This window comes from Corynebacterium sp. HMSC065D07 (assembly GCF_001810695.1).
In the GTDB taxonomy this organism is placed as follows: Bacteria; Actinomycetota; Actinomycetes; order Mycobacteriales; family Mycobacteriaceae; genus Corynebacterium; species Corynebacterium hesseae.
Genome location: NZ_KV802433.1, coordinates 79,476 through 102,523, shown reverse-complemented (window position 1 = coordinate 102,523; position 23,048 = coordinate 79,476). Strand labels below are relative to the sequence as shown.

Here is a 23,048-nt window from a genome sequence, read left to right as displayed (position 1 = left end):
TACCAAGAAGCACTAGCCAGACTCAACGCCGAACGGGAAACAGCCACAAAGACCCAGGCCACAGCACCAGCCCAAACCCCAGACACAACGCCACAACAACCACCAGACCCACCACCCGGCAGCAGCTAACACCCCCAACCACCTAACGCAGCAAGGACAGCGCCAACCACCGGCCCCGTCAACAACAGAACCGTTGACGGGCACATCGGCGATCCTTCGAGACTGTGCACCCGTCGACCCAAGACAGGTTGACGGGGATACCGGCGATCCCACACAACGATTCATTTGCCGCTAGGTGCAGCAGGGTCGTGACGGCAAGAACCTTAAGCCCTTAAAAGGCGAAGCCCGCCAACCGGAAAATGGTTGACGGGTTTGCTGTCGTGCACTGATGCAGCTCGAGCAGGCCGAGCCTTGCGGCGGCTGACCGCGTTGGGGCGAAGACCAGAGGTGGTTAGTCGAGTACCGGCGTGGGATCCTCGCCGATGACGACCTCCACCGTGACGGCATCAGGGCGCAGGGTCTCTTCCAACTGAGCAGCCACGACGCCGCCCTCCGCCTTAACGGTTCGTGTAATGCGCAAGACGGGTTGGTTCCGACCCACTCCAAGGGCCTTCTGCTCCTCCGTGCGCGCGGTGGCGGCCACGAGGGAGTCCCGCTTAAACACGGGCACCAGGTCAAGCTCCGTCAACAGCTCGGTCAGCGGCTTCTGGACGTCCTCTTCCGTGAGGTCCGAGGCCAAGGCCTGCGGGATAAAAAGGGTGGAGGCCATGATGGGCGAGCCCTCGGTCAACTGCACCGCGCGGCATTCCCACACGGAATCGCCTTCCTCAATCCCGAAGGAGGAAGCGAGATGCCCAGGCACCTCAATCAGCGTCAGCGACAACACCCGCACCTCAACATCGAGGCCATGTTCACGCAGCTGGTCGAGGGCACTTCGCCCGCTCGTCAGGCTCAGCGTCGGCGGGGTGGCACGCACGAAGGTGCCACCGGTGCGCCCGCGCTTGCGGTCAATGAGACCTTCGATCTGGACGATGTCCAGCGCGTGGCGCACCGTCATGCGCGCCACCTTGTATTCCTGGACTAACTCCCGCTCCGTGGGAAAGCGGTCACCCGGCTTCAGTTCGCCGGATTCAATCTTGCTCCGCAGCGAATCCGCGATCACCAAATAGGCGGGGCGGCGACGTTGAGAGGTGGACACGCCTCATCACTGTACCGTGCGCTGCGTTTTTCGCATCTTGAGAGAAAACGCGGCTCCTACTTGCGCTGATTCAACTCAATACGCGGGCGCACGCGAATCTCCGTAAGCTGCGTCGTCGGGCCAGCATCAACGGTGGCGCGGATAGCCTTCGCCACCTCCACAGGAGCGATGACATGCTCTGGGTTGTAATCCTGCAGGCCCTGCAGCATCGGGGTATCCGTCGGGCCTGGCGCGACGGTGGACACGCGGATGCCGAGCTCGCCGAGGCGCAAGCCGTCGGCAAGCGCGTACAAAGCATGCTTCGTGGCGGCGTAAATGACGTTGTCACCATAGGAGTGAATGCCGGCACCGGAGTTAATGAACACCGCAAGCCCTTCCGCCGCGCGCAGCGCGGGCAGAAGCAGGCGGGTCAGCTCGGCTGGCACGTGAACGTTGAGGTCCATCTGCGCGCGCCAATCCTCCGGCCGAGCGCTCTCCACCGAGCGCTTATCCGCCCGCGCCGCCGCGTGCACGAGCACGTCCACGCGCTCCAGCGAAGCCAGTTCGGCGGGAAGCGGTGAGCCGTCGAGCAGCGACAGCAAGTCAATTGCCACCGGCACGATGTTCTCCGCCTCCGGCAGCTCCCCGGCGCGCCGCCCCAGGGCATACACGCGGTGGTCCCGGGCAAGGTCCTTGATGATCTCCGCGCCCATTCCACCCGTCGCACCAGTTACAACGGCAGTTTTCACCATGGTTGTTCCTCCTTCTCGTTAGCGGAAGCGCTTCGGCACATCCGGCTCCCCCAGCGTCAGCATCAGGCGGTTGGCCCAGTTGAAGAACGCGGTGGAGTTGATGACATCGATGATGGCTAGGGTATCGAATCCCACGGCCTCGAGGCGTTCAACGTGGGAGGCGTCGAAGGCAAAGGGTGACTCGGTCAGGGCCAGGGCGGCATCGCGAATGGCGGACCACTGCGCCGAGCCCAGGTCAGCATCTACGCCCTCCTCGAGCAGACGGTCAATCGCCGCGGCGTCACCGCCCTCTTCCTTGGCGCGCTGCTGGTGCACCGACGCGCAGTACTCGCAACCGTTGAGACGCGATACCACCGTGGCGGCCAGCTCACGCTCGGCGCGGCCGAGTCCGCCGTCGGTGTTGTAGAAGATGTCCAGGTCCGTGAGCGTGCGCGCCTTGAGTGCGGCCGGGTCGCGGGCCAGCAGGCGGAAATACTCCATGTCGATGCGCTCGGGCTTAATGAGCGCGTCACGCTGCACCTCCGTGAACTCCTCCTTCGGCTGCGGCGGCACCCACGGCTTCCAGCCCAGCGAGTGCGCCACGAAGCCCTGCGGCTTGGCGACGTCCGGCACCAGCGTCCCCTCCCCCGGCACCCACTCCGGGGTCTGGGTGGGACGCGGCGCCTCAGTCACGGGCGCGGGCTGCGCGGTACCGGCAAGCACGGAGAGGCCGTGCGCCACGCGCAGTTGAAAAGACAGGAAGCTGACCAGCTGCGCCAGCGTCACGATGTCATCGTCGGACCAGCCGGCCGCCTGCAGGTGACCAATCGCAGCCGGAGAAGCATCCTTGGGGTGGAAGACCAGCAGGTGGGCGAAGTCGAGGGCGGCGGCAAGGCGCGGGGAGCCGTCGAAAAGCGTGAATCCGCCATCGATGTACGGGCCGGTGGTGATGCCGCGCTCCACCGCGCGGGATATTTCGGCGGCAAGCTCCTCCGACTCCTCCGCCAGCAGGTCGGAATAAAAGGCGACGGCAGGCGTCGCCTGATACACGCCCGCAACGAAGGTGGCGATGGCGTAGCGCTCCGCATAGCTGAACGTGCCGGGCGTTGAAGGCTCAAGGAGCGCGGCGAAGGAGGCCTGTGCGTTCTCCTTGGCCTCGGGCCGGCGCTCGCGCAGCTTGGCGACGTCCCCCTCAACACCCGCCAACAGGTTAATGATGTCTGCCATGAATGATTCCTTTCTTGTGTTCGCCCCAGGCTACAGACCCAGGTTGAGGTCGCCGGCGCGGTAGCGGGAGCCGGGGATGGCCTCGATGAGTTTTTGGGTAAACGGTGATTGTGGGTTGCTAAAGACCTCGGCCGTGGGACCAGATTCCACCTGCTGCCCCTTCGAGAGCACCGAGACGGTATCGGAGATTTGGTTGACCACCGCGAGGTCGTGCGAGATGAAAATGTAGGTCAGGCCGAGCTCCTCCTGCAGCCGGGCCAGCAGTCGCAGAATCTGGGCCTGCACGGTGACGTCGAGGGCGGATACTGCCTCGTCGAGGATGACCAGCTCCGGTTCCACGATCATGGCGCGCGCGATGGCCACGCGTTGGCGCTGGCCGCCGGAGAGCTCGCGCGGACGGCGGTCGTAGTAGTCCGGGTTCAGCGCCACCAGGTCCAAGAACTCCTTGGCCTTTTCCTTGGCCGCGCTTGCACGCACCCCCTTCAAGTTCCGCAGCGGCTCCGCTACCGTCTGGCCAATCGTCTGCTTGGGGTCCAAGGAACCGTAGGGGTTCTGGTAGACCAGCTGGATGTTGTTACGCTCTTCACGCAAGGCCTTGCCGCGCAGACCCACGATGTCGCGCCCGCCCACGGTGATGTTGCCCGATGTCGGGGTGTTGAACATGGCGATGCTGCGCCCCGTCGTGGTCTTGCCGGAGCCGGACTCGCCCACGATGGCGTGGGTCGAGCCCTTGGCCACGGTGAAGGAGATGTCATCGACGGCGGTGAAATTACCGAAACGCTGGGTCAGGCCTTCCACCCGCACTAAGGGTTCGCCCGCGGTGCGGTCAGTGGTTGTGTCGGTCTTGACGACGGCGTTGCGCGAAGTAGCTGCTCGGCCGGCGTCGGCGACGGTGAGGGAGGGGGCGTCGGCAAGCAGGCGTTTGGTGTAGTCGTGGCGCGGGTTCGTCAGCACCGTGGCGGCCAGGCCCTCCTCGCGCAGCTGGCCGGATTCCATGACCACGACGCGGTCGGCGCGGTCACCGGCCACCGCCAAGTCGTGGGTAATGAAGAGGATGCCCATGCCGAGCTCCGCGCGCATGTCATCGAGGAGATCGAGGATGATCTTCTGCACGGTGACATCCAGCGCGGAGGTGGGCTCATCGGCGATGATGAGGTCGGGCTCCAGCGCTACGGCGGCGGCGATGAGCACGCGCTGCTTCATGCCGCCGGACAGCTCGTGCGGGTACTGGTGATAGCGGCGCTGGGGATCATCGATGCCGACGCGCTCCAGCAGTTCCAGTGCTTTGGCCTTGCGCTCGGCCGCAGTACCAACCTTGTGGATGCGCAGCCCCTCCTCCACCGAGGCGCCGATGGTCTGCACTGGGTTGAGGGAGTTATTGGGGTCCTGCGGGATGAGGCCGATGCGCCGCCCACGCAGCTCACGCCACTCGCGGCGACGCAGCGAGGTGATATCGCGGCCATCGAAGGTGATGGTTCCGGCATCGATGGTGGCATTCGAGGGCAGCAAGCCGATGGCTGCCATGGCGGAGGTGGTCTTGCCGGAGCCGGACTCGCCCACGATGGCGGTCATCTGCCCCGGGTGAACCTCGAGGTTGACGCCTTGCACGGCGGAAACGTCACCACCTGCGGTGGAATAGGACACGTTGAGGTCCCGCACGCGCAGCAGGGGCTGCGCTGCATTTTTTGTAACAGACATGTTAGGCCTCCACGGGGAAGTTTTGGGACAGGCGGTTGGCGGACATCACCACGGCGACCAGCGCGATGCCGGGCAGGATGATGAGCCACCAGGCGGTGGCCATGAAGTCACGGCCCTCGGCGATAATGAGGCCCCATTCCGGGGTCGGCGGCGGGGCGCCGTAGCCCAGGAAGCCGAGGATGGACAGCTGCAGGATCGCGGTGCCGAACTGCAGGGTGGCCAGGGCGATCACAGGGGTGAGTGAGTTGGGAAGGATGTGGCGCAAGAGCACCGTGGCGTGGGTGGCACCGGCGCCGTATGCGGCCTCGATGTAGTCCGAGCTGGCCACGGTGATCACCTGGGAGCGGGCCAAACGGGCGAAGGTCGCCACGGACGTCGCACCGACAGCCACCGCCGCCTGCACGGAGCCAAAGCCCAGAACGATGATGATGGACAGCGACAGCAGGATGCCGGGGATGGACAGCAGCACGTCGACCACGCGCATGAGGACGGTGTCCACCGCTCCTCGGAGGGAGCCGGCGAGCAAACCGATGAGCGTGCCGACGACCAGGCCGACGGCCACGGCGATCAGCGCGCCGAGCAGCGACTGGCGGGCACCATAAACAATGCGCGCGTAGAGATCGCGGCCCACCGCGTCCGTGCCCATGAGGTGGCCGGACTCCCCCGGCGGCAACAGGGCCACATCGGTGCCCGCATAGGGGTCGGCCGAGGTGAACAAACTTGGGAAAAGCGCGGCCAGGAAAGCGATCACGAGGACCACGATGGCGATGATGGAACCCGGCGCGAGCCAGGGATTCGCAGTGTGGCGGCGCGGCGCTCGTGAAGAACGCAGCGGATTGGTGTGCGTCATGCTCATGAGCGCACCGTCCTTTCTTCAGCAGCGGCAGCGCGGCGCTCCGGGGCGCTGGCGCGCAGGCGCGGATCCAGCACCGGGTAGAGCAGGTCCACCACGAGGTTGATGATGATGTAGGAGGTCGCAGCGATGAGAACCACGGCCAGCAGCACCGGGGTATCGCGGTTCGCCACGGCCTGCGCCACCATGTAGCCCAAGCCGGTGCGGCCAAAGACGGTCTCGGTCACCACGGCACCGCCGACGAGCTCACCGAAGAGCAGGCCCGCCATGGTCAAGGTGGGCAGCAGCGAATTGCGCAGGACAGTTCGCCAGAAGATCCACGCCTCCGAGGCGCCGCGTGCGCGCACCGCCTGGACGAAGGGCCGCGATTGCGTCTCATCGATGGAGCGGATCAACACCTGAATGAGCGGCGCGGCCATAGGTACCGAGAGCGTCAAGGTAGGCAGGATGAGGCCCTCCACGCTGCCGGGTTCAATGACGCGCACCCAGCCCAACTGGAAGGAAAAGAACTGGATGAGCAGGATGGCAATCCAGAAGCCGGGCAGCGAGACCATGAAGGAAGGCAGACCCCGGAAGAAAGAACCGATGGCGCCAAGCCCCGGCAGCGTGGCCACAAAGGCCACGAGCACGGCCACGATGAGTGCGAGAACGATGGCGCTGGCGGCGAGGATGAGGGTGTGGGGAAGGGCGTCGGCAAGCAGCGTGGCTACCGGAGCGCCCGACTGCGTGGAGTTGCCGAAGTGCCCGGTGAGGAAGCCACCCAGAGACGTGAAGTATTGCACCACGAGCGGCTTGTCGACGCCCATCTCCTCCCGGATGGCGTCAATCTCCGCCTGGGACAGGCCCAGGGCAGGGTCGCCGAAGCGCGACTGGACGGCATCCGATGGCAGCGCCGACAGGAGCACAAAGGCCACGGTGTAGGTAATGAGCAGCACGAGGAGGGCCTGCCCAATGCGGCTGAAGAGTTGGCGGGTTGTCATTTATTTCTCCTCCTCATCCGATGCCGCGGCGTCGATGGACACCTCGTAGAACCACGGGCGCGCCACCGATTCCGGGCTGAAGCCCGAAATACCCGGCCGGACGGCGTAGACCACGGGCTCCTCAAAGAGCGGCAGCGCATAGGCCTGCTCGGTGATGTAGTCCTGGACTTCTTCCGTGGCCTTGATGCGGCCTTCCTTGTCGGGGGTGTCGAGGACGGCGTCGAGAAGCTCCTGCAGGTGCGCGTCGATTGGGGTGCCCTCCGCGTCTTGGTTGAGGAAGGCGTCGCGGTTGTTGATGCCGTAGAGCGAGGTGATGACGTCGTAGTCGGCGCGGCCCACCATCGAGTGGTAGATCTGCACCTTGTCAACGTCCTTGGCATCGGCGTTCTGCGTGGCCTGGTCGCCGGCGTTGACCTGGATGCCGATGCCCAGCTCACCCAGCTGGTCCTGCACCATGGTCATGACTTCCTTGGAGCGCGGCTGCGGCAAGGCGGTGTTGGTGCGCAGGACGAGGCGCTGGCCGTCTTTGACGCGGATGCCGTCGGGGCCGGGCTCCCAGCCGGCCTCGTCGAGGAGGCGCTTGGATTCCTCGGGGTCGAAGGTATAAGCGGCGGACTGGTCCTTGTAGGCCAGGCCGGTCTTGGCCACCGTGGAGGTGGCCAGCGGGTAGGACTCGGAGAAGAGCACGCGGAGGATTTCCTCGCGGTCCACGCCGTGGATGATGGCCTCGCGCACGCGCTTGTCCTGCAGCAACGGGTGGTTAAAGCGGAAGGCGAACTGGTTGTTCATGGAGTTCGTGCCGCGCGAGACGATGTCAACGCCTTGTTCTTTCAGCAGCGACTCCTGCGGGGCGGAGATTTGGCGGGCGATATCGGCCTGACCGGAGAGAATAGCGCCGGTGCGCACGGATTCCTCGGCGGCGAGGATGTAGTGGACGCCGTCGATCTCCGCGCGCCCTTGGTGCTTCACGGCCGGCGGGGCCCAGTCGTAGTCCTCGCGGGTCTTGAGCTTAAGGTCGGTGCCGATTTCTTCCGATTCCACCACGAAGGGGCCCGAGCCAATGACGTTGACCGCGTTGCCGGGGCCGAAGCCCTCGTTGTCCAAGGCCAGCGTGGAATCGGAGAGCAGGCCGGCGTTATAGGCAGAGGTGGCTTGGAGGAACCCCGGGGAAGGCTGGGTGAAGTAGAACTTCACGGTGTCCTCGTCCACGACCTCGCCGTGGTCATAGTTGGCGATCTGCTCTGAGCTGGTCAGCGTGCGGGACTTATCGCCGCGGCCGAAGAGGTCGAAGTTGGCCACGACGTTTTCGGCGGTCAGCGGGGAGCCATCGGAGTAGGTGACGTCGGTGCGAATGTTGAACGTGTACTCCGTGGCATCCGCGTTGACCTTGGGCATCTCCGTGGCGATCCACGGCGAGAGCTCGAGGGTCTCGGGGTCTTGGTACAGGAGGCGATCGGTCAGCTGGTTGACCACGCCGCCGTTGGGATAAAAGCCGGCGGCCGGCGGGTAGAGCGTGCGGAAGAACTGCGGCTCTAGGTAGGTGAGGACGTTGTCCTCCCCGTCCGGCCGCTCCGCGGCGGAGCAGCCAGCTAAGGCGAGGACTGCTGCCAGGGTGGCGGCGAGTGCGCGTAGGGTTTTCACGGTATTGCTTTCAGAGAGTAGATAGTCGGTTTGAATTGTGTCTACGGATTTAACACAACGTATACTGACCGGTATTATTCCACTAGACAGCACAGTCTAAATGTTTGAGGTTGATCTTTATGCCCTCCATCGCCATCGTCGGGGCCGGCCCACGCGGCATCTCGCTGGTCGAGCGCCTCGCGGCCCACCTGCGCGCGACCCCCCTTGAGTCACCCCTGCACCTCCACATCATCGATGATGCCCCGCTGGGCGCTGGCCGCATTTGGGATACGGAGCAGACCCGCACGTTGTGCATGAACACGCTGGCCGGCGCGGTCACTCTGTTCACCGAGCCCAGCTCCACCACCACCGCGCCGGTCCTCGAGGGCCCCATCCTCTACGAGTGGATCCAGCTCCTGCGTGGCGAGCGCCCCGACATCGCGCCTGCCAAGCTGGAGCTTTATGATTCCCACCCGCCGCGCGAGGAGCTAGCCGCTTCCTTTGCCGAGGAACTCGCGCGAACCCGCCCGGAGTCCAACCCTTCCCGCGCGCTTTACGGCGCCTACCTGGAGTGGGTCTTCGAGGTTGCGCTGACTCAGCTGCCGGAGACCGTGGACGTCGTCCAGCACCGCGCCCGCGCGCTGTCCGTGGAGGAGCGCGGTGAGCAGGACGCCATTACACTTTCCGACGGCTCCACCGTCACCGCCGACGCCACCGTCCTGGCCTACGGCTGGCAGGTACCGGCGCTCAGCGAATCCGAACGCGCACTGGCGGAGGCTGCGCACTCGGATCTGCATTGGGTGCGGCCAGATAACCCCGTCGAGCAGCCAGTGTCTGAGGTCCCCGCGGGCGAGAAGGTCCTGATCCGCGGCCTGGGCATGGGCTTCTTCGACATCATGGCGCTGCTCACCATCGACCGCGGTGGTGAGTTTGTGGGGGATCCCTCCACGCGCTCCGGGCTGCGCTACGAGCCCAGCGGTGAGGAGCCGCACTTCATCGTCTCCTCCGGCCGCGGCTACCCTTATATCCCAAAGTCGGAATATCACGCGCTGCCGCCGAAGGCCGCGCTGACCCGTTTCCGCGCCGCGGTGGCCGCACTGGTTCCGGAGGTCGAGCTGGACTTCGGCACGCAGTTGCTGCCGCACATTCTGCGCGATGCCTACGCCGAGTACTACGAGAACCAGGCGCGGGTCGCGCCTGATGCCCTGCAGCGCCCCCTCGCGGATATCATCGCCACCATCGATGCCACTGTGGTGGATGCCAACGACCTAGCAGGCATGGCAGACCAGCTCACCGCAGCCCTCGAGGGCTCCTCCGCGCAGCCTTTGGATCTTGCGCATTGGGCGAACCCACTCGACGATTTCACCGACGGTGAGATCACCGAGTACATCGCCGAAGGCTTAGCGCGCGACATCATCGAGGCCGTCGCCGCCGCCGATTCCCCGCTGAAGTCCGCGCTCTGGGCCATCTCTGCCGCGCGCAAGCCCTCCTCGATTGCGGGTTCAGAAGGCCGGATGACATGGGAGTCCCGCACCAGCACGTACAAGGAGTTCATGGCCTTCGGACAGATGGTAGGCTCCGGCCCGCCGCTCTTCCGCACGCGCCAGCTGCTCGCGCTTGTCGACGCCGGCCTCGTCACCTTCCTGGGTCAGCGCCCCCAGCTAGAGATCGGCGAGAAGTTCACGCTGCGTACCGCGCACGGTGAGGCTTCCTCCACCTGGCTTATCGACGCCTGGATGCACTCCCCCGACGTCCGCCGCGCCGGCGACCCACTGGCGGTATCCCTCAACGGGCGTGTTCGCGCGTTCGTCGACCATGGTCAGGCCACCGGCTCGCCGGAGACGACGTGGAACCGCCGCGTGGTCAACCCCGGTGGCATCGAGGACCCGCGCTTGCACATCGTGGGCATCCCCACCTATTCGCAGTGGCCGGACACCACCATCTCCCCCATGCCCGGCACGGACCCACTCATGCTGCAGGAAACCGACCGCACGGCCGGCTCCCTGCTCAATTCCCTCTAATCACACACAGCGAAAGCGCCGAGGCTCAAAACCTTGGCGCTTCGGCGGTTTTAGTGAAGGGCGTCGAGGGCCTGCTCCAGGTCCGCGAGCAAGTCATCGATGGACTCGATGCCCACCGAGATGCGCACGAGGTCTGCCGGTGGCACGAGCTCGGAGCCCTCAGCGGAAATGTGCGTCATGTTCTGTGGGTGCTCAATGAGGGACTCGACACCGCCAAGGGACTCAGCCAGCGAGATGAGCTTGGTGTTGAGACAAATCTGGCGGGCGTGCTCCTCGCTGTGGAAGCGCACGGACAGCATCCCGCCGAAGCCACGCATCTGCTTCTTAGCCAGCTTATGGCCCGGGTGCGAGGGCAGGCCCGGGTAGAGAACCTGCTTGACCTCTGGGCGGGATTCCAGGAACTCGGCCACGGCCTGCGCATTGGAACAGTGGCGATCCATGCGGACTTCCAAGGTCTTGATGCCGCGGGCGGTGAGGTAGGCGTCGAAAGGCGAGGACACCGCGCCGACGTTGCCCTGGAAATAGAGCAGGCGCTCATCCATCTCCGCGGAGTTGGTCACGACCGCACCACCCAGCACATCCGAGTGGCCGCCCAGGTACTTCGTGGTGGAGTGCAGGACGTGATCCGCGCCCAGCTCCAAAGGATTCTGCAGGTAGGGCGTGGCAAAGGTGTTGTCGACGACAATCTGAGCGTCGGTAGCCGCCTTAACAACCTCAGAGACTGCGGCGATATCCGTGATCGTCGTCGCCGGATTGGTCGGGGTCTCCAACCAAATGAGCTTGGTGTTCTCTTTCAACGCCGCCTCTACCGCCGCGGCATCGGCGGTATTGACGATGGACAGCTCGATACCCCACTCACCATAATCATGGTGCAGGAGGCGATACATGCCGCCATAGGCATCGTTGCCGAGGATGACGTGGTCACCTGGACGAACAAGAATCCGAATGAGGGTATCGACGGCCGCCATGCCCGTGGCGAAACAGCGCGCATACTCGGCATTCTCGAGCGCCGCGAGGGTCTTCTCCAGAGAATGAACGGTGGGGTTAGCCACTCGCCCGTACTCATAGCCGCCGCGCAGCTGCGCGAGGCCATCCTGCTGGTACGTGGTGGAGGCGTAGATCGGTACGTTGATGGATCCCATGTAGGGATCCGGCTGGTAACCGGCATGGATGGAACGGGAGGAAAAGCCAAGAGTGCGGTTGTCAGTCATGAGGCACAATTCTAGACCAAGCTGTTCAGTCGCGGGAAAGACAAGCTTTTTATATTCAGCTCTCTTCCCTACCATCGGTAAGCGTCAGTCGTGAGCGATAGCAGAAAGGACACACGTGACCAGACCAACCACATACCTAAGCGCTTCCTCCGAGCCAACCGACGGGGCTGTCGACGCGGTCACCCGCTGGTGGCAAACAGAAAACATGCAGTCCTGGCTCATCGACAAACCCATCGGCATCGCGCTCATCCTCATCGTCGCCATCATCGGCAGCTGGCTGCTGCGCCGGCTCATCACCAAGCTGGCTGATAACAGCATCAAGAAGGGCAAGCTCAGCTCGCCGCTCTCCCCGCGCAAAGCGCACAAAACAACCGACAAGGTCCTCGAGCAAACACAGGAGGCTCGGCGCACCTCCCGCATCCAGACCCTCGCCGGCGTTGGACGCTCCGCGGTTGCCATATTCGTCTGGGTCTGGGCAGCGCTCGCTATCTTGGACAAGCTCGGAGTCAACGTCGCCCCGCTCGTAGCCTCAGCCGGCGTGGTTGGTGTCGCCCTTGGTTTCGGCGCCCAGGCGCTGGTCAAGGATTTCCTGTCCGGCATTTTCATGCTCATGGAGGACCAGTACGGCATCGGTGACACCATCGACCTCGGAAACGGGGTCTTCGGCGACGTGGAGTCCATTTCCCTACGTATTACCACGGTCCGCGATATCGATGGCGCGCTATGGTACGTCCGTAACGGCGAAATCTTGCAGGTGGCCAACCATTCCGACCGCTACTCCGTCGCCCGCGTGCAAGTGCCCATCGCACTGAGTAACGACCCCACCCGCGCAGTCGATGTCATCACCTCCGCAGCAGAGGACGCCGCCCGCGACCCCGAAATCAAGGGCTTCATCCTGGCCAAACCTACGGTCAATGGCATGTCCGGTTTGGAAGTTGACCACATGTCCTACCGCGTTTCCGTCAAGACGCTACCGGGCAAACAATGGGATGTGCAGCGCGCGATGCAGGCGAAAATCCTCACCGCCATGCATACGGAAGGAATTACCACGCCCTACCCGCGGGGGATGGCTATCTTTGATTTGGAAGAACCCAGCCTGACGCGAAAGGAAGATTAGGCGTGCAACCAACGAGCGTGTACGAAGCCGTCGGCGGAATGGAGACCTTTGAGAAACTCGTCGGTGGTTTCTACGCCCAGGTGCGCGAAGACGATCTCATCGGGCCGATGTACCCGCAGCAGGATTGGGAAGGCGCGGAAAAACGCCTGACCTGGTTCCTCGTGCAGTACTGGGGCGGACCCCAGCTCTTCTCAGAGAATCGCGGTCACCCGCGCCTGCGCATGCGCCACGCGCCCTACCCCATCGATATGGCTGCCCATGATCGCTGGCTCGAGCTCATGGGCAACTCCTTAGCGCAGATCGACGAGGAGACCATCCCGCCGGCCTACCGTGCGGTGATTTGGGACCACATGGAGCGAGTAGCGGCGATGCTCATCAACCGCGCACCCTAAAGCCCGAAGGCCTCCTTCACGGGCTGGGACACCAGCTCTCCCCCGCGGGTCATCAGACCATTGGCCAAGCCCGGGAAGCGCTCGACTGCACCGTCGAAGCCGCCGGCAGCCAGGGCGCGCATGTACGGCAAGGTGGCCGAGCCGAGTGCGCGTGCGGAGGTGTTCGCCACCGCGCCCGGCATGTTGGCAACGCAGTAGAAGAGGGTGTCGTGCACCTTGAAGGTTGGCTCATCGTGCGAGGTCTTGTGGGAGTTCTCGAAGCAGCCGCCTTGGTCAATGGCAACGTCGACAAGCACGGCGCCCTTCTTCATGCGCTTGACCACGTCCTCCCGAACCAACTTCGGGGCGGCAGCGCCGGGCACGAGGACGGCGCCGATGACGAGGTCGGCGGCGAGAAGCTCCGCTTCCAGCGTGGCAGGGTCCGACACCAGGGTGCGCACGCCGCCCTGGTACTGCTCATCGAAGCGCTGCAGGACGTGTGGGTCGAGGTCGAGCACCGTGACTTCCGCGCGCAGGCCGTGCGCCATAGCCACCGCGGACGCGCCAACCTGGCCGCCGCCGATGACCACCACTCGCGCCGGTTGGGTACCCGGCACGCCGGAGACCAGCAAGCCACGCCCACCCTGCGTGGACAACAGATGGTGAGTTCCCTCAATGACGGCGAGACGCCCGGCCACCTGGGACATCGGTGTCAAAAGCGGCAGAGTGCCGCGGGCATCGGTAACCGTCTCATAGGCCACGGCGGTGGTTCCGGCCTCAACCAGGGCGTCCGTCAGCGAACGGTCCGCCGCCAGGTGGAGATAAGTGAAGAGCAGCAGATCCTCGCGCAGGTAGCCATACTCGGCCTCGAGCGGTTCTTTGACCTTGACCACCATGTCCGCCGCCCAGGCCTCCTTAGCGGTGGCGACGATGGTCGCCCCCACGGCTTGGTACTCGGAGTCTGGGAAAGAAGCGCCTTCTCCGGCCCCAGTTTCCACTAGAACCTCATGGCCGTCTTTGATGAGTGCGTGCGCAGCGCTCGGGGTAAGAGCGACGCGGTTCTCGTTGTTCATGATTTCTTTGGGTGCCGCAATACGCATCGTGCGAGCTATCTCCTTTTATTGAAGAAACTGAATTCGACCCCTTAATAGTAACGCAAATCACGCTGCGTTGCGGGCGTAGAAACCACACAGTTTTCCCGCGGTGCTGTGCCCCGCCGCAGACTCTGCGGCGGCGAGGCTGGAGACGTTTTAGAACAAAGACAGCCGCGTGGAGTGATAAACACTGCCATAGGGCGCGTCGAGGCGAACCCACCGCCCCTTGCCCGCCACGCGCAGATGGCGGGGGATATCGAGTGACGCAGCAAAGCCCGGAATGAGACCCAAACTCGTGCAGGCGAAGATCATCCGCATAGGAATCTCTACTTGGGTCTCCGCGCTCTCCACGGTGAGCACGGTTTGATTCAACAGGCCTTTCGGCGGGCCCATCGGACCAGAGAATTGCCGGGCTAGCTGCCGGCCTTTATCCGCTAAGTCACGGACGACGTCGACAGGCAATGAATCAATCTCTCGAAACCCCGTTGCCGGCGGCAAGGCCCCCGGCCATGAGGGGTCGCGCGCGGGGCCTAGATCAAGCACCTCCGCCCCGTCCTCTTCAAGAAGGTGTTCGGGGGTGGTGCGGAGGGCGTCGAGAAGCGCCTGCGCCGACACCACTGCCCCATCGCGACCAACGTTGCCTTCGCAGCGCCGCGCTACGACGACATCGAAGGGGGTCGTGACAAAAACCTCAACGTGGGTGGCGTCGTATTGACGCAAGCGCACCGTCGCTGAGGCATCCAGCCCCGTCGCACGAGCGAGGAGGGCCTGTAGCCCCACCCCGCCGTTGTGCAATGTCAGGGATTCACTCTCCATAATTGCGCTGGCCGCCTACTGCTCGTCCAACTCGACGACAGCATTTTCCAGGATGATGGTGCGCTCCTGCTCAGAAACCTCCCGCGGCATCTGGGTATCTGGATCAATGGTGACCTGCACACAGTCGATGACGCAGGCCACCTGGCCTTGCGCGTCCTTGATCTTCTGACGAGTGGTAAACGACGTGGCTCCAAGGCGCACCACCGTGGTCTCCACCGTCACCGTGCCATGCCGTCCATCCCACTTGATGGGGCGGACATAGTCCGCGTCGATGTGGCGAACAAAAGCCACCATGTTTAGGCCACGTGAATAGAAGTGGTGCATGGCAAAGGCCAAGCGCGCTTCCTGCGCCAGCTCGATAAAGTTGGCGTTCATCATGTGGCCGTACATGTCGAAGTCCGACCAACGCACTCCCACGGTGAGCTCGTGGACGTTGTCCTTAGTCTCCTCCGACACAACATTCTGAGCGGGCATTCCAGAATCCTTCCGAAGATTTCCTTTGAGTGTTAGGGCTGAGCGGCCCTAGCGGCTGAGCTTGCGGTGGGTAACGCGAGACGGACGGGCGGCGTCCTCACCGAGGCGCTCGACCTTGTTCTTCTCGTAATCGCCGAAGTTACCCTCGAACCAGAACCACTGGCCTTCCGCGACATTGCCTTCCCAGGCCAGGATGTGGGTACAGGTGCGGTCGAGGAACCAGCGATCGTGGGAAATAACCACGGCGCAGCCGGGGAACTTTTCCAGCGCGTTTTCCAGGGAGCCCAAGGTTTCCACGTCCAAGTCGTTGGTCGGCTCATCGAGGAGGATCAGGTTGCCGCCCTCTTTGAGGGTCAGGGCCAGGTTCAGGCGGTTGCGCTCACCACCGGAAAGAACCTTAGACGGCTTCTGCTGGTCCGGGCCCTTAAAACCGAATGCGGAGAGGTAGGCGCGGGACGGCATCTCGTTCTGGCCAACGTGGATGTAGTCCAGCCCATCGGAGACGACCTCCCACACGGTGGCCTCTGGGTCGATGTTTTCGCGTCCCTGGTCAACGTAGGAAAGCTTGACGGTCTCGCCGACGGTGACAGAACCGGAATCCGGCTCTTCCAGGCCCACGATGGTCTTGAACAGGGTGGACTTACCCACACCGTTCGGGCCGATAACACCGACGATGCCGTTGCGCGGCAGGGTGAAGGACAGGTCCTTAATAAGGACGCGACCATCGAAGCCCTTGGTCAGGTCCTTGACCTCCACAACCTTGTTGCCCAGGCGCGGCGGGGTCGGAATCTGAATCTCCTCGAAGTCGAGCTTCTTGTACTGCTCGGCTTCTGCAGCCATCTCCTCGTAGCGCTGGAGACGGGCCTTGTTCTTGGCCTGGCGCGCCTTCGCACCGGAACGAACCCACGCGAGTTCTTCCTTGAGGCGCTTCTGCAGCTTCTTGTCCTTAGCACCAGCAACTTCGAGGCGCTCAGCCTTCTTCTCCAGGTAAGTGGAGTAGTTGCCCTCGTAGGGGTAGAGCTTGCCGCGATCAACCTCACAGATCCAGCCCGCAACGTGGTCGAGGAAGTAGCGGTCGTGGGTCACGGCCAGGACGGCGCCCGGGTAGGACTCGAGGTGCTTCTCCAACCACTGGACGGACTCGGCGTCGAGGTGGTTAGTGGGCTCGTCGAGCAGCAGGAGATCCGGTTCACTCAGCAGCAGCTTGGCCAGCGCGACGCGGCGGCGCTCACCACCGGACAGGTTAGTCACCGGGTCATCAGACGGCGGGCAGCGCAGTGCCTCCATGGCCTGCTCGATCTTGGAGTCAACCTCCCACGCATCCGCGTGGTCGAGCTCCTCCTGTAGCTTGCCCATTTCTTCCATGAGCTCGTCGGAGTAGTTGGTGGCCATCTCTTCCGCGATCTCCTCGAAGCGCTGCTTCTTCTGGAAAATCTCCCCGAGGCCTTCTTCGACGTTCTCGCGGACCGTCTTCTCCTCGTTGAGCGGCGGCTCCTGGAGGAGGATGCCGACCGTCTTGCCCGGGTCAATGAAAGCCTCGCCGTTGGAAGGCTGATCGAGGCCGGCCATAATTTTCAGGATCGAGGACTTACCTGCACCGTTGGGGCCCACGACGCCAATCTTGGCGCCCGGGTAGAAAGCCATAGTGACATTGTCCAAAATAACCTTGTCACCGATGGCCTTACGCACGTTTTTCATCGTGTAGATGAATTCGCCCATGTTTCACCCTTTACTTCTGTCAGGATTGGTCAATAACAGTACAAAGAGTACATCACATGGGCGGTGGTAGTCCCCCGTCCTTAGGCCATAGCTTCTTCTGGCGCCGGTTCGCGGTGAGCTTCGGCCGCGCTCTGCGCTTGCTGACGATCCGCCGCAGTATCCTGCGGGGTATCTCCCGACTGCAGAGCAGCCGGCAATGCCTCATCCTCCGCAGTACTCGGCGGTGCCGTGTAATCCACATCCAGTACTGGCGGATTCTCCCCCAGCCAGAGGGCTTCGCTGCCCTCCTCACCATAGGAAGTACCAATCTTGGTGGAGGTGATGCAGAAGCGGTTGAGGTCGAGGCCCACGTGGGCGATCTTGATATAGGTCCTAGAGCGCTTTGCCCCGTTCTTATCCTCCCACCGGTCCGTGACAATGGAGCCCATAACAAAGACCGGCATGCCCTTAAACAGGGACTTCTTAACATTGATGGCGCACTGGCCCCACACCTCACCGTCGATATAGTTAAGGTCCAGCTCCCGCCACACAGTCTTGCCCTCGTCATCCTTTTCCGGAACGCTGCGCGAGGAAGCAAAGCGGAGGCGGGCCTTGTACATGGTTTCGCTGATTTTGGTCAGGTGGGGGTCGTGAGTCAGGCGCCCCGTGAGTGAAATTGGGTATTGAGACATTGCGTGATTCCTTTGCTGTTTGTGGCTGGTGCTCTTTTCAATGCGAGGAAGCGATGCGCCTCCCGTACCTCGCATCATCGCCACCCATCAGCGCGCCCGCAATGACCTCACTGCCAACCTGTGGATAACTTGTTGAAAGCATCAACAACATATCCGTTTCGCCCGGTAAGCACTCTTTTTCACGCACCCAGGGTGGGCACTCCCGCTAGTGCTGGCGGAAGGTGGAATCATCCCCTTCGCTCATCTGCTTGAGCATGGCGTTATAGCTTTCCAAATCAGCATCGCCGTCAATATCCGCCTTAGCATCATGGCGCCGAGCGGTGGCACGATCCTCCCGCAGCCAGTCAAGGAATAGCGAACCAAACACAATCACCAGCGGGAATTGGCCGAAGCCCCAGGAAATACCGCCGCCGGTTCGTTGGTCCGTGACAAAGTCCGGGTGCCACGGCAAGCTCAAGGACTCATAGAAGTCCAAGCCCAGAATGACTTGCATCTGCATGAGGTAGACGCCGGCAAAAAGGTGCAGGGGCATCGACACGAAGAGGATGAGCAGGCGAATGCCCGTCGGCGCGCGCCACGGCAACGGGTCCGGGCCAATAACTTCCCAGTAGTAGATGTAGCCAGAGATCAAGAAGACCCAGTTCATAATCACGTGCCCAGCGTGTTCCGAAATGGCGAGCTCATAAAAGTTCGGGAAAAGGTAGAGCACGTAAAGGAAAGCCAGGAACTGCACAACGTTGACCGCTGGATGCGTAAGAATGCGCAAGGTACGAGCCTTGGTGAGGGCGACGGCGGCGTCGTGAAGCGTGGGCTTGCCCGGCTCCCCAGGCTCAAAAGCTTCCATCACTAAGGTCACCGGAGCGCCCAGCACAAGGCACAGCGGGACTGCCATGGACAGAATCATGTGCACCAACATGTGCATGGAGTACAGCGCCGGCATATACAAGCCGATGCCATTGCTCATAATCAGCGTCATGCCCAGCGCTCCCACAAGGAACCACGCAGTGCGTCCTGCCGACCACGTCAGCCCGCGGCGCTTGAGGCGCCACAGCGCGTACAGGTAGAAGCCGGCCAGCACGATCCCCAGCGAGCCAAACATGAGATCAAAGCGGAACATGGTCCACACGTTGGTGGCGGTGGGGGCGTCGAAAAGCTCATAGCCCAGCAGAATCTGCATGGCGTTGAGATTCGGGTCCCGCGGCGGCGGGGGCGGCGTACGGCCCATCGAGATGGCTACGCCAACGGTCGCCGCCATGATGAGAACCTCAACCACAGCCACCCTGATAAACAGGCGCGGCGAACTCTTCAAGTGAGGGATGGTAACCCGTCGGTGCACGAAGCCGATGGCTGCCAACACCACGGTGAGCACCGCTTTGCTCAGCACTAACAGGCCGTACCGAGTAGTGAACAGATCCCCGAACTCAACGCGAATCAGCGCATTAACTACGCCTGTAGCTGCCAGCCCCACGATGGAGAACAACGCGACCGAGGAATAGCGACGCACCGCCACACCCATATCTGGGCCAAGGCGGCGGCCATGGGCGATGAGCCCCATGAGTCCACCGACCCAGAGCATGATGAAGAACAGGTGCAGCAGCAGCGAGTTCGTACCGTAGTCATGATCGCCACCGGAAGCCGAGTGGCCCTCCATCCCGAGAGGCACCGTCAGCAACAAGGACAAGAAAAACGTTCCGACTTGGCCCGCCCACGTGCGTGCGACAAAACCAGATACGGCAACAACCACTGCGATAGCTGCGGTGAGCAGCCAGACTTGCGACGCCGCGATCTGCCCCACTGCCATGCCCATGAGCTCCGGGTTGAGAACCTTAGCCAACGGGGTACCGGTGAGATCCGACATGACGAGAGGGACCTCTAATAAAGACACCACCGCGGCGCCCACCGCCGCCCATGCGCCGGTCCGCGCTGCGATGTGCCCATCGACGGTGAGCGTGGCCTTGATGAGACGCTCGTTGTCCTTATCCGGTACCGCCGGGTAAATAAAGAAGGCGCTCGACATAAAGGAGCCGATCGAAAGCGCCATGAGCATCCACGCGATAGCGCGGAAGAAGGGAAGGCCGAACGTTGTCATGCGCCCTGGGTCGGGGATGCCTAGGGCGGCGAGCGAGTCCGCAAGAAAGAACAGAGAAATAATTCCGCCCACGAGGCCCGCGAAGACGATGAAAGAAAGATTCAACAAGCGGGAAGGCTGCGCTCCCGACGTCGAGCGCGCCGACCCCCGAAAGCGCTGTGAGCTGGGAGTTTCTTTCTCAGTGTGCATGGTGGGCAGTCTACCGCCACGGAGGTTCTCTTACCTAAAAGGTAGTTTTTTCTCAGCTTTCGGGTAGTCTGCTCTTATGGACTCTCGCCAGCTTCACCATTTTCGGTCCGTTGTGGACCACGGTTCATTCACGCAAGCTGCGGAAGCACTGCAGCTCACGCAACCTTCTTTAAGCCTAACCGTGCGCAAACTTGAAAAGGATCTCAACGTGAAGCTGCTCTCCCGCGGGCGCGGTGGAGTCCGAACCACAGAGGCCGGAGATTACCTCTATGGCGTCGCTACCTCGATAGATTCCCTTCTTACCACCGCCACCACGCGCCTTGCCGAAATTGCATCCGGCAGCGCGGGCTCGGTGACGTTATGCTCCGCCCCTGAGTTCAACTGGCTTTATATGCCTGAGATTCTGTGCCGCATGCGCCAGCGCGCACCGGAGGTAAGTGTTTCCTTAAAGGACTTAGAACCAACCGCCACGTTGAGAGAGGTCCTGGATGGCTCAGCGGAGTTAGGAATCCTCCTCACCACTAACCCACAGCGCTTCCGCCAAGACTACGGCGCGCAGCTCACCATTGACTGCGCCGCAGAAATTGAGGTGCGCGTCGCGCTCCCCGAGAGGCTAAAAGGCTTGCCTGACCCCGTGCGGTTGACCGACCTGAGCGCTGAGACCTGGCTCTTGCCGCCGCGCTGGCCGGAACTCAGCGGTTTGCCGGAAGCAATGGATCAGGTGTGGGCTAAGTCGGCATTAAGCAAGCCCGTCACGGTCCAAGAAGTTCCCACATTGCAAACGGGGTTGCCACTCGTGGCGGGCGACTACGGCATCAGCCTCCTGCCGCACACCGCGCAGGCTTTGGGCCAGCAGGGAGTCCACTTCCGGCGAATCGCGGAAGCCCTCCCGACCGTGCAAGCGCTCGTCATCCACCGCGCGGACCGTGCGCTGAGCCCAGCGGCGCGCACGCTTAACGACGTCCTCCTCAACGCCAACGCCGAGCCAACGCCAGTGGTAGCCCGATAATCGGACTTCACGCCCCGGTGCGTTATGATGGCGCGGTACGCCTCCATAGCTCAGTGGATTAGAGCAGTGGGTTTCTACCCCATGTGTCGCGGGTTCGAATCCTGCTGGGGGCACGCAGGTCAGGGCCACTTTTGGGGTTTTATTAAGCCTCGGAAAGTGGCCTTTGGGCACAATTTGGACACACTCTTATGGACATCACCCTCGCGACTTTTGACCACGCTCCACAATCCGCGCTGCGCGGAATGCGCTTCAGCAATGCCTGGGGGACGTCACCAAGCTATGCGGAGTCACGCCGCGGAGTGCTCACCGGGCAGTACCCGCAGCGCGGAGCCACAACGCGCATCACGGACATCTTTGCGGCAGCTGGCTTCGAGGTTCGGGAGGACACCCGCCCCGCATCATCACGGGTCTTTCGGCTTCTTGAGCAACCAGACCCCCACGTGTTGGATGATCTCGATGGCGTCGTGGCGGTGTGTTCCCTGCAGGATGATAAGGCCGCGATGTCTTTCCTGTGGCCCGGAGTTGCAGAGTCCGGGGAGTGCACTGAGCTTGTCTCCCCGCTCGACCTAGCTCCTACCCTCGCGGCGATCGCGGGGCTTGATGTGCGCCCCAACGCCCCCTTGTCATTCGACGGGCTCAATTTGGTGCCGGTTCTACGTTATGGCGCCTCCGGGCACGGGGCTCTCTTCTTCGACTACGGAGTGCGCATGCAGGACGCCGTGCTTGTCGACGGCACCGCTACCCCACCCAGCGCCCTGCCGCGTCTGCGGGATGAATGGGAAACGTGGAAGCGGTTCATGGCGATGGGCCCGCTGCAGTAATTTGCAGAAACTACCGATTACTCCACTGGAATGACGACCCAGAGGATGAGGTAGAGCAGAATTCCTGAGAAGCCCAGCAGCGTGGCAACAACGAAGAGGATTCGCACCAAGGTCGGGTCGAGGTTGTAGGTCTGTGCGATGCCGCCGCACACGCCTCCGAGCATCGTGTCAGTTGTGGAACGGGTCAAACGTTGGTTGTTCATGATGTCTCCTTTCACTGTCCATTATCCAGAGTTGGGCCGAAGGGTTCATCGGTGTTTACCCTGATTTAGACCCTGATTGCTCTACGCTGGGTGGAAACTTCCCACCCTGAGAGAAAGGACGCCGTTTCATGGCTCACTCCCCCGGGCTGCCCGCCCCTACCCGCTCCTCGTATGCGCTGCTGACCGGCGCTAGCCAGGGCATTGGCGCTGCGATGGCCAAGGACCTAGCCGCCCGCGGCTACAACGTCATTCTCGTTGCCCGCCGCGAAGACGTCCTTGGATCCATCGCCGCGGACCTGCGCTCGCGCCACGAGGTGGACGCCATCGCGCTGGCAGCGGACCTCTCCGAGGTCGCAGACGTGGACCGCGTCATCGAGTTCATGGCGGGCAAGGAAATCTCCATCATCGTCAACTCGGCGGGCATCGCCAGCTTTGGCAAGTTCATGGAGCAGGACTGGGATTATGAAACCCGGCAGTTCGACCTCAATGCAAAGGCCGTTCACCGCCTGACGCGCGCCGCCCTTGAGCAAATGCTGCCGCGACGCAGCGGCGCTATCTGCAACGTGGGATCGGCCGCGGGCAACGTCTCCATCCCGAACAACGCCACCTACGTGTTCACCAAGGCAGGTGTTAACGCGTTTACGGAGGCCCTGCACTACGAGCTCAAGGGCTCCGGCGTGACCTGCACGCTGCTTGCCCCCGGCCCGGTGCGCGATGCCGTCATCCCCGAAGAAGAGCAATCCATCGTGGACAAGGTAGTCCCGGATTTCTTGTGGACCACCTATGAGTCCTGCTCCGAAGAGACCCTGGAGGCCATGGCCCGCAACCAGCGCCGCGTGGTCCCTGGGCCGCTATCAAAAGCAATGAACGCGTTGGGCAAGATTGTGCCCACCCCAATTGCTGCACCGCTCATCGGCAGCTTCTATTCCAAGATGGCCTAGGACATAAAAATGCCCG

The 23,048-nt window shown here is 62.8% G+C and carries 21 protein-coding genes and 1 tRNA gene; 7 read left to right on the top strand and 15 right to left on the bottom strand.

Annotated features, from left to right (window positions below):
• Positions 1 to 451: 451 nt before the first annotated feature.
• Genes HMPREF2760_RS03895 through HMPREF2760_RS03865 form a run of 7 tightly spaced genes read right to left on the bottom strand, consistent with a single transcriptional unit; the run spans position 452 to position 8,307 of the window.
• Positions 452 to 1,198, bottom strand: a complete 747-nt coding sequence (locus HMPREF2760_RS03895; RefSeq protein ID WP_070596667.1) for a GntR family transcriptional regulator — start codon at positions 1,196 to 1,198, stop codon at positions 452 to 454.
• Between the two features lie 56 nt (positions 1,199 to 1,254).
• A complete protein-coding gene (locus tag HMPREF2760_RS03890) occupies positions 1,255 to 1,929 on the bottom strand; it encodes an SDR family oxidoreductase (protein WP_070596663.1) in 675 nt (224 codons plus the stop codon).
• A gap of 18 nt (positions 1,930 to 1,947) precedes the next feature.
• Complete coding sequence (locus HMPREF2760_RS03885) at positions 1,948 to 3,135, bottom strand: alkylhydroperoxidase domain protein (protein ID WP_070596662.1); 1,188 nt, start codon at positions 3,133 to 3,135, stop codon at positions 1,948 to 1,950.
• A gap of 30 nt (positions 3,136 to 3,165) precedes the next feature.
• Entirely contained in the window at positions 3,166 to 4,833 is a 1,668-nt protein-coding gene (locus HMPREF2760_RS03880; RefSeq protein WP_070596660.1) for a dipeptide ABC transporter ATP-binding protein, read from the bottom strand.
• Position 4,834: 1 nt separating this feature from the next.
• Positions 4,835 to 5,689, bottom strand: coding sequence for an ABC transporter permease (locus HMPREF2760_RS03875; protein ID WP_070596657.1), 855 nt, complete (start codon positions 5,687 to 5,689; stop codon positions 4,835 to 4,837).
• Positions 5,686 to 6,666, bottom strand: a complete 981-nt coding sequence (locus HMPREF2760_RS03870) for an ABC transporter permease (protein WP_070531501.1) — start codon at positions 6,664 to 6,666, stop codon at positions 5,686 to 5,688. Before HMPREF2760_RS03870 ends, HMPREF2760_RS03875 begins: the two co-directional genes overlap by 4 nt.
• A complete protein-coding gene (locus HMPREF2760_RS03865) occupies positions 6,667 to 8,307 on the bottom strand; it encodes a TIGR04028 family ABC transporter substrate-binding protein (protein WP_070596655.1) in 1,641 nt (546 codons plus the stop codon).
• A 119-nt stretch (positions 8,308 to 8,426) separates the two neighbouring features.
• Here HMPREF2760_RS03865 and HMPREF2760_RS03860 point away from each other — a divergent pair, with 119 nt between their 5' ends.
• A complete protein-coding gene (locus HMPREF2760_RS03860; RefSeq protein WP_070522272.1) occupies positions 8,427 to 10,307 on the top strand; it encodes an FAD/NAD(P)-binding protein in 1,881 nt (626 codons plus the stop codon).
• A gap of 50 nt (positions 10,308 to 10,357) precedes the next feature.
• Here HMPREF2760_RS03860 and HMPREF2760_RS03855 read toward each other — a convergent pair whose 3' ends face one another.
• The gene (locus HMPREF2760_RS03855) at positions 10,358 to 11,518 is read right to left on the bottom strand and encodes a cystathionine gamma-synthase (RefSeq protein ID WP_070522275.1); all 1,161 of its coding nucleotides are present in this window, start codon (positions 11,516 to 11,518) and stop codon (positions 10,358 to 10,360) included.
• Positions 11,519 to 11,633: 115 nt separating this feature from the next.
• Between HMPREF2760_RS03855 and HMPREF2760_RS03850 the strand changes: the two genes are divergently transcribed.
• Entirely contained in the window at positions 11,634 to 12,635 is a 1,002-nt protein-coding gene (locus tag HMPREF2760_RS03850; protein ID WP_070522278.1) for a mechanosensitive ion channel family protein, read from the top strand.
• Between the two features lie 2 nt (positions 12,636 to 12,637).
• Positions 12,638 to 13,027 (top strand): globin, encoded by a 390-nt coding sequence (locus HMPREF2760_RS03845; RefSeq protein ID WP_083304482.1) that lies wholly within the window; start codon positions 12,638 to 12,640, stop codon positions 13,025 to 13,027.
• On the opposite strand, the gene ald is transcribed toward HMPREF2760_RS03845, so the two are convergent.
• From ald to HMPREF2760_RS03815, 6 genes are all read right to left on the bottom strand, one after another.
• Positions 13,024 to 14,106 (bottom strand): alanine dehydrogenase, encoded by a 1,083-nt coding sequence (ald, locus tag HMPREF2760_RS03840; RefSeq protein WP_070522280.1) that lies wholly within the window; start codon positions 14,104 to 14,106, stop codon positions 13,024 to 13,026. The two genes, HMPREF2760_RS03845 and ald, sit on opposite strands and share 4 nt — an antisense overlap.
• A gap of 150 nt (positions 14,107 to 14,256) precedes the next feature.
• Complete coding sequence (locus tag HMPREF2760_RS03835; RefSeq protein ID WP_070522283.1) at positions 14,257 to 14,916, bottom strand: DUF8185 domain-containing protein; 660 nt, start codon at positions 14,914 to 14,916, stop codon at positions 14,257 to 14,259.
• 15 nt (positions 14,917 to 14,931) lie between these two features.
• Positions 14,932 to 15,390 carry an acyl-CoA thioesterase gene (locus HMPREF2760_RS03830; RefSeq protein WP_070522287.1) on the bottom strand — a complete coding sequence of 153 codons (459 nt, stop codon included), beginning with the start codon at positions 15,388 to 15,390 and terminating at the stop codon, positions 14,932 to 14,934.
• A gap of 48 nt (positions 15,391 to 15,438) precedes the next feature.
• The gene (gene ettA / locus HMPREF2760_RS03825; protein WP_070522290.1) at positions 15,439 to 17,109 is read right to left on the bottom strand and encodes an energy-dependent translational throttle protein EttA; all 1,671 of its coding nucleotides are present in this window, start codon (positions 17,107 to 17,109) and stop codon (positions 15,439 to 15,441) included.
• An 80-nt stretch (positions 17,110 to 17,189) separates the two neighbouring features.
• A complete protein-coding gene (locus HMPREF2760_RS03820) occupies positions 17,190 to 17,780 on the bottom strand; it encodes a single-stranded DNA-binding protein (RefSeq protein WP_070522293.1) in 591 nt (196 codons plus the stop codon).
• A gap of 205 nt (positions 17,781 to 17,985) precedes the next feature.
• Positions 17,986 to 20,058 (bottom strand): bifunctional copper resistance protein CopD/cytochrome c oxidase assembly protein, encoded by a 2,073-nt coding sequence (locus tag HMPREF2760_RS03815; protein ID WP_070522295.1) that lies wholly within the window; start codon positions 20,056 to 20,058, stop codon positions 17,986 to 17,988.
• A 76-nt stretch (positions 20,059 to 20,134) separates the two neighbouring features.
• Between HMPREF2760_RS03815 and HMPREF2760_RS03810 the strand changes: the two genes are divergently transcribed.
• From HMPREF2760_RS03810 to HMPREF2760_RS03800, 3 genes are all read left to right on the top strand, one after another.
• Positions 20,135 to 21,067 carry a LysR family transcriptional regulator gene (locus HMPREF2760_RS03810; protein WP_070522298.1) on the top strand — a complete coding sequence of 311 codons (933 nt, stop codon included), beginning with the start codon at positions 20,135 to 20,137 and terminating at the stop codon, positions 21,065 to 21,067.
• Between the two features lie 39 nt (positions 21,068 to 21,106).
• Positions 21,107 to 21,180 (top strand) — tRNA-Arg (locus HMPREF2760_RS03805).
• A gap of 75 nt (positions 21,181 to 21,255) precedes the next feature.
• On the top strand, positions 21,256 to 21,888 hold the full coding sequence (locus HMPREF2760_RS03800; RefSeq protein ID WP_070522299.1) for a hypothetical protein: 633 nt from the start codon (positions 21,256 to 21,258) through the stop codon (positions 21,886 to 21,888).
• Between the two features lie 17 nt (positions 21,889 to 21,905).
• On the opposite strand, the gene HMPREF2760_RS03795 is transcribed toward HMPREF2760_RS03800, so the two are convergent.
• Entirely contained in the window at positions 21,906 to 22,091 is a 186-nt protein-coding gene (locus HMPREF2760_RS03795; RefSeq protein WP_010191177.1) for a PspC domain-containing protein, read from the bottom strand.
• A 128-nt stretch (positions 22,092 to 22,219) separates the two neighbouring features.
• Between HMPREF2760_RS03795 and cmrA the strand changes: the two genes are divergently transcribed.
• The gene (cmrA, locus tag HMPREF2760_RS03790) at positions 22,220 to 23,032 is read left to right on the top strand and encodes a mycolate reductase (protein WP_070522301.1); all 813 of its coding nucleotides are present in this window, start codon (positions 22,220 to 22,222) and stop codon (positions 23,030 to 23,032) included.
• The last annotated feature ends 16 nt before the right edge of the window (positions 23,033 to 23,048 follow it).

What these genes read in the sequence shown, in the direction of transcription:
- HMPREF2760_RS03890 (WP_070596663.1), bottom strand. Translation starts at nt 1,929, where the DNA reads ATGGTGAAAACTGCCGTTGTAACTGGTGCGACGGGTGGAATGGGCGCG.
- HMPREF2760_RS03885 (WP_070596662.1), bottom strand. Translation starts at nt 3,135, where the DNA reads ATGGCAGACATCATTAACCTGTTGGCGGGTGTTGAGGGGGACGTCGCC.
- HMPREF2760_RS03880 (WP_070596660.1), bottom strand. Translation starts at nt 4,833, where the DNA reads ATGTCTGTTACAAAAAATGCAGCGCAGCCCCTGCTGCGCGTGCGGGAC.
- HMPREF2760_RS03875 (WP_070596657.1), bottom strand. Translation starts at nt 5,689, where the DNA reads ATGAGCATGACGCACACCAATCCGCTGCGTTCTTCACGAGCGCCGCGC.
- HMPREF2760_RS03870 (WP_070531501.1), bottom strand. Translation starts at nt 6,666, where the DNA reads ATGACAACCCGCCAACTCTTCAGCCGCATTGGGCAGGCCCTCCTCGTG.
- HMPREF2760_RS03860 (WP_070522272.1), top strand. Translation starts at nt 8,427, where the DNA reads ATGCCCTCCATCGCCATCGTCGGGGCCGGCCCACGCGGCATCTCGCTG.
- HMPREF2760_RS03855 (WP_070522275.1), bottom strand. Translation starts at nt 11,518, where the DNA reads ATGACTGACAACCGCACTCTTGGCTTTTCCTCCCGTTCCATCCATGCC.
- ald (WP_070522280.1), bottom strand. Translation starts at nt 14,106, where the DNA reads ATGCGTATTGCGGCACCCAAAGAAATCATGAACAACGAGAACCGCGTC.
- HMPREF2760_RS03835 (WP_070522283.1), bottom strand. Translation starts at nt 14,916, where the DNA reads ATGGAGAGTGAATCCCTGACATTGCACAACGGCGGGGTGGGGCTACAG.
- HMPREF2760_RS03830 (WP_070522287.1), bottom strand. Translation starts at nt 15,390, where the DNA reads ATGCCCGCTCAGAATGTTGTGTCGGAGGAGACTAAGGACAACGTCCAC.
- ettA (WP_070522290.1), bottom strand. Translation starts at nt 17,109, where the DNA reads ATGGGCGAATTCATCTACACGATGAAAAACGTGCGTAAGGCCATCGGT.
- HMPREF2760_RS03820 (WP_070522293.1), bottom strand. Translation starts at nt 17,780, where the DNA reads ATGTCTCAATACCCAATTTCACTCACGGGGCGCCTGACTCACGACCCC.
- HMPREF2760_RS03815 (WP_070522295.1), bottom strand. Translation starts at nt 20,058, where the DNA reads ATGCACACTGAGAAAGAAACTCCCAGCTCACAGCGCTTTCGGGGGTCG.
- HMPREF2760_RS03810 (WP_070522298.1), top strand. Translation starts at nt 20,135, where the DNA reads ATGGACTCTCGCCAGCTTCACCATTTTCGGTCCGTTGTGGACCACGGT.
- HMPREF2760_RS03800 (WP_070522299.1), top strand. Translation starts at nt 21,256, where the DNA reads ATGGACATCACCCTCGCGACTTTTGACCACGCTCCACAATCCGCGCTG.
- HMPREF2760_RS03795 (WP_010191177.1), bottom strand. Translation starts at nt 22,091, where the DNA reads ATGAACAACCAACGTTTGACCCGTTCCACAACTGACACGATGCTCGGA.
- cmrA (WP_070522301.1), top strand. Translation starts at nt 22,220, where the DNA reads ATGGCTCACTCCCCCGGGCTGCCCGCCCCTACCCGCTCCTCGTATGCG.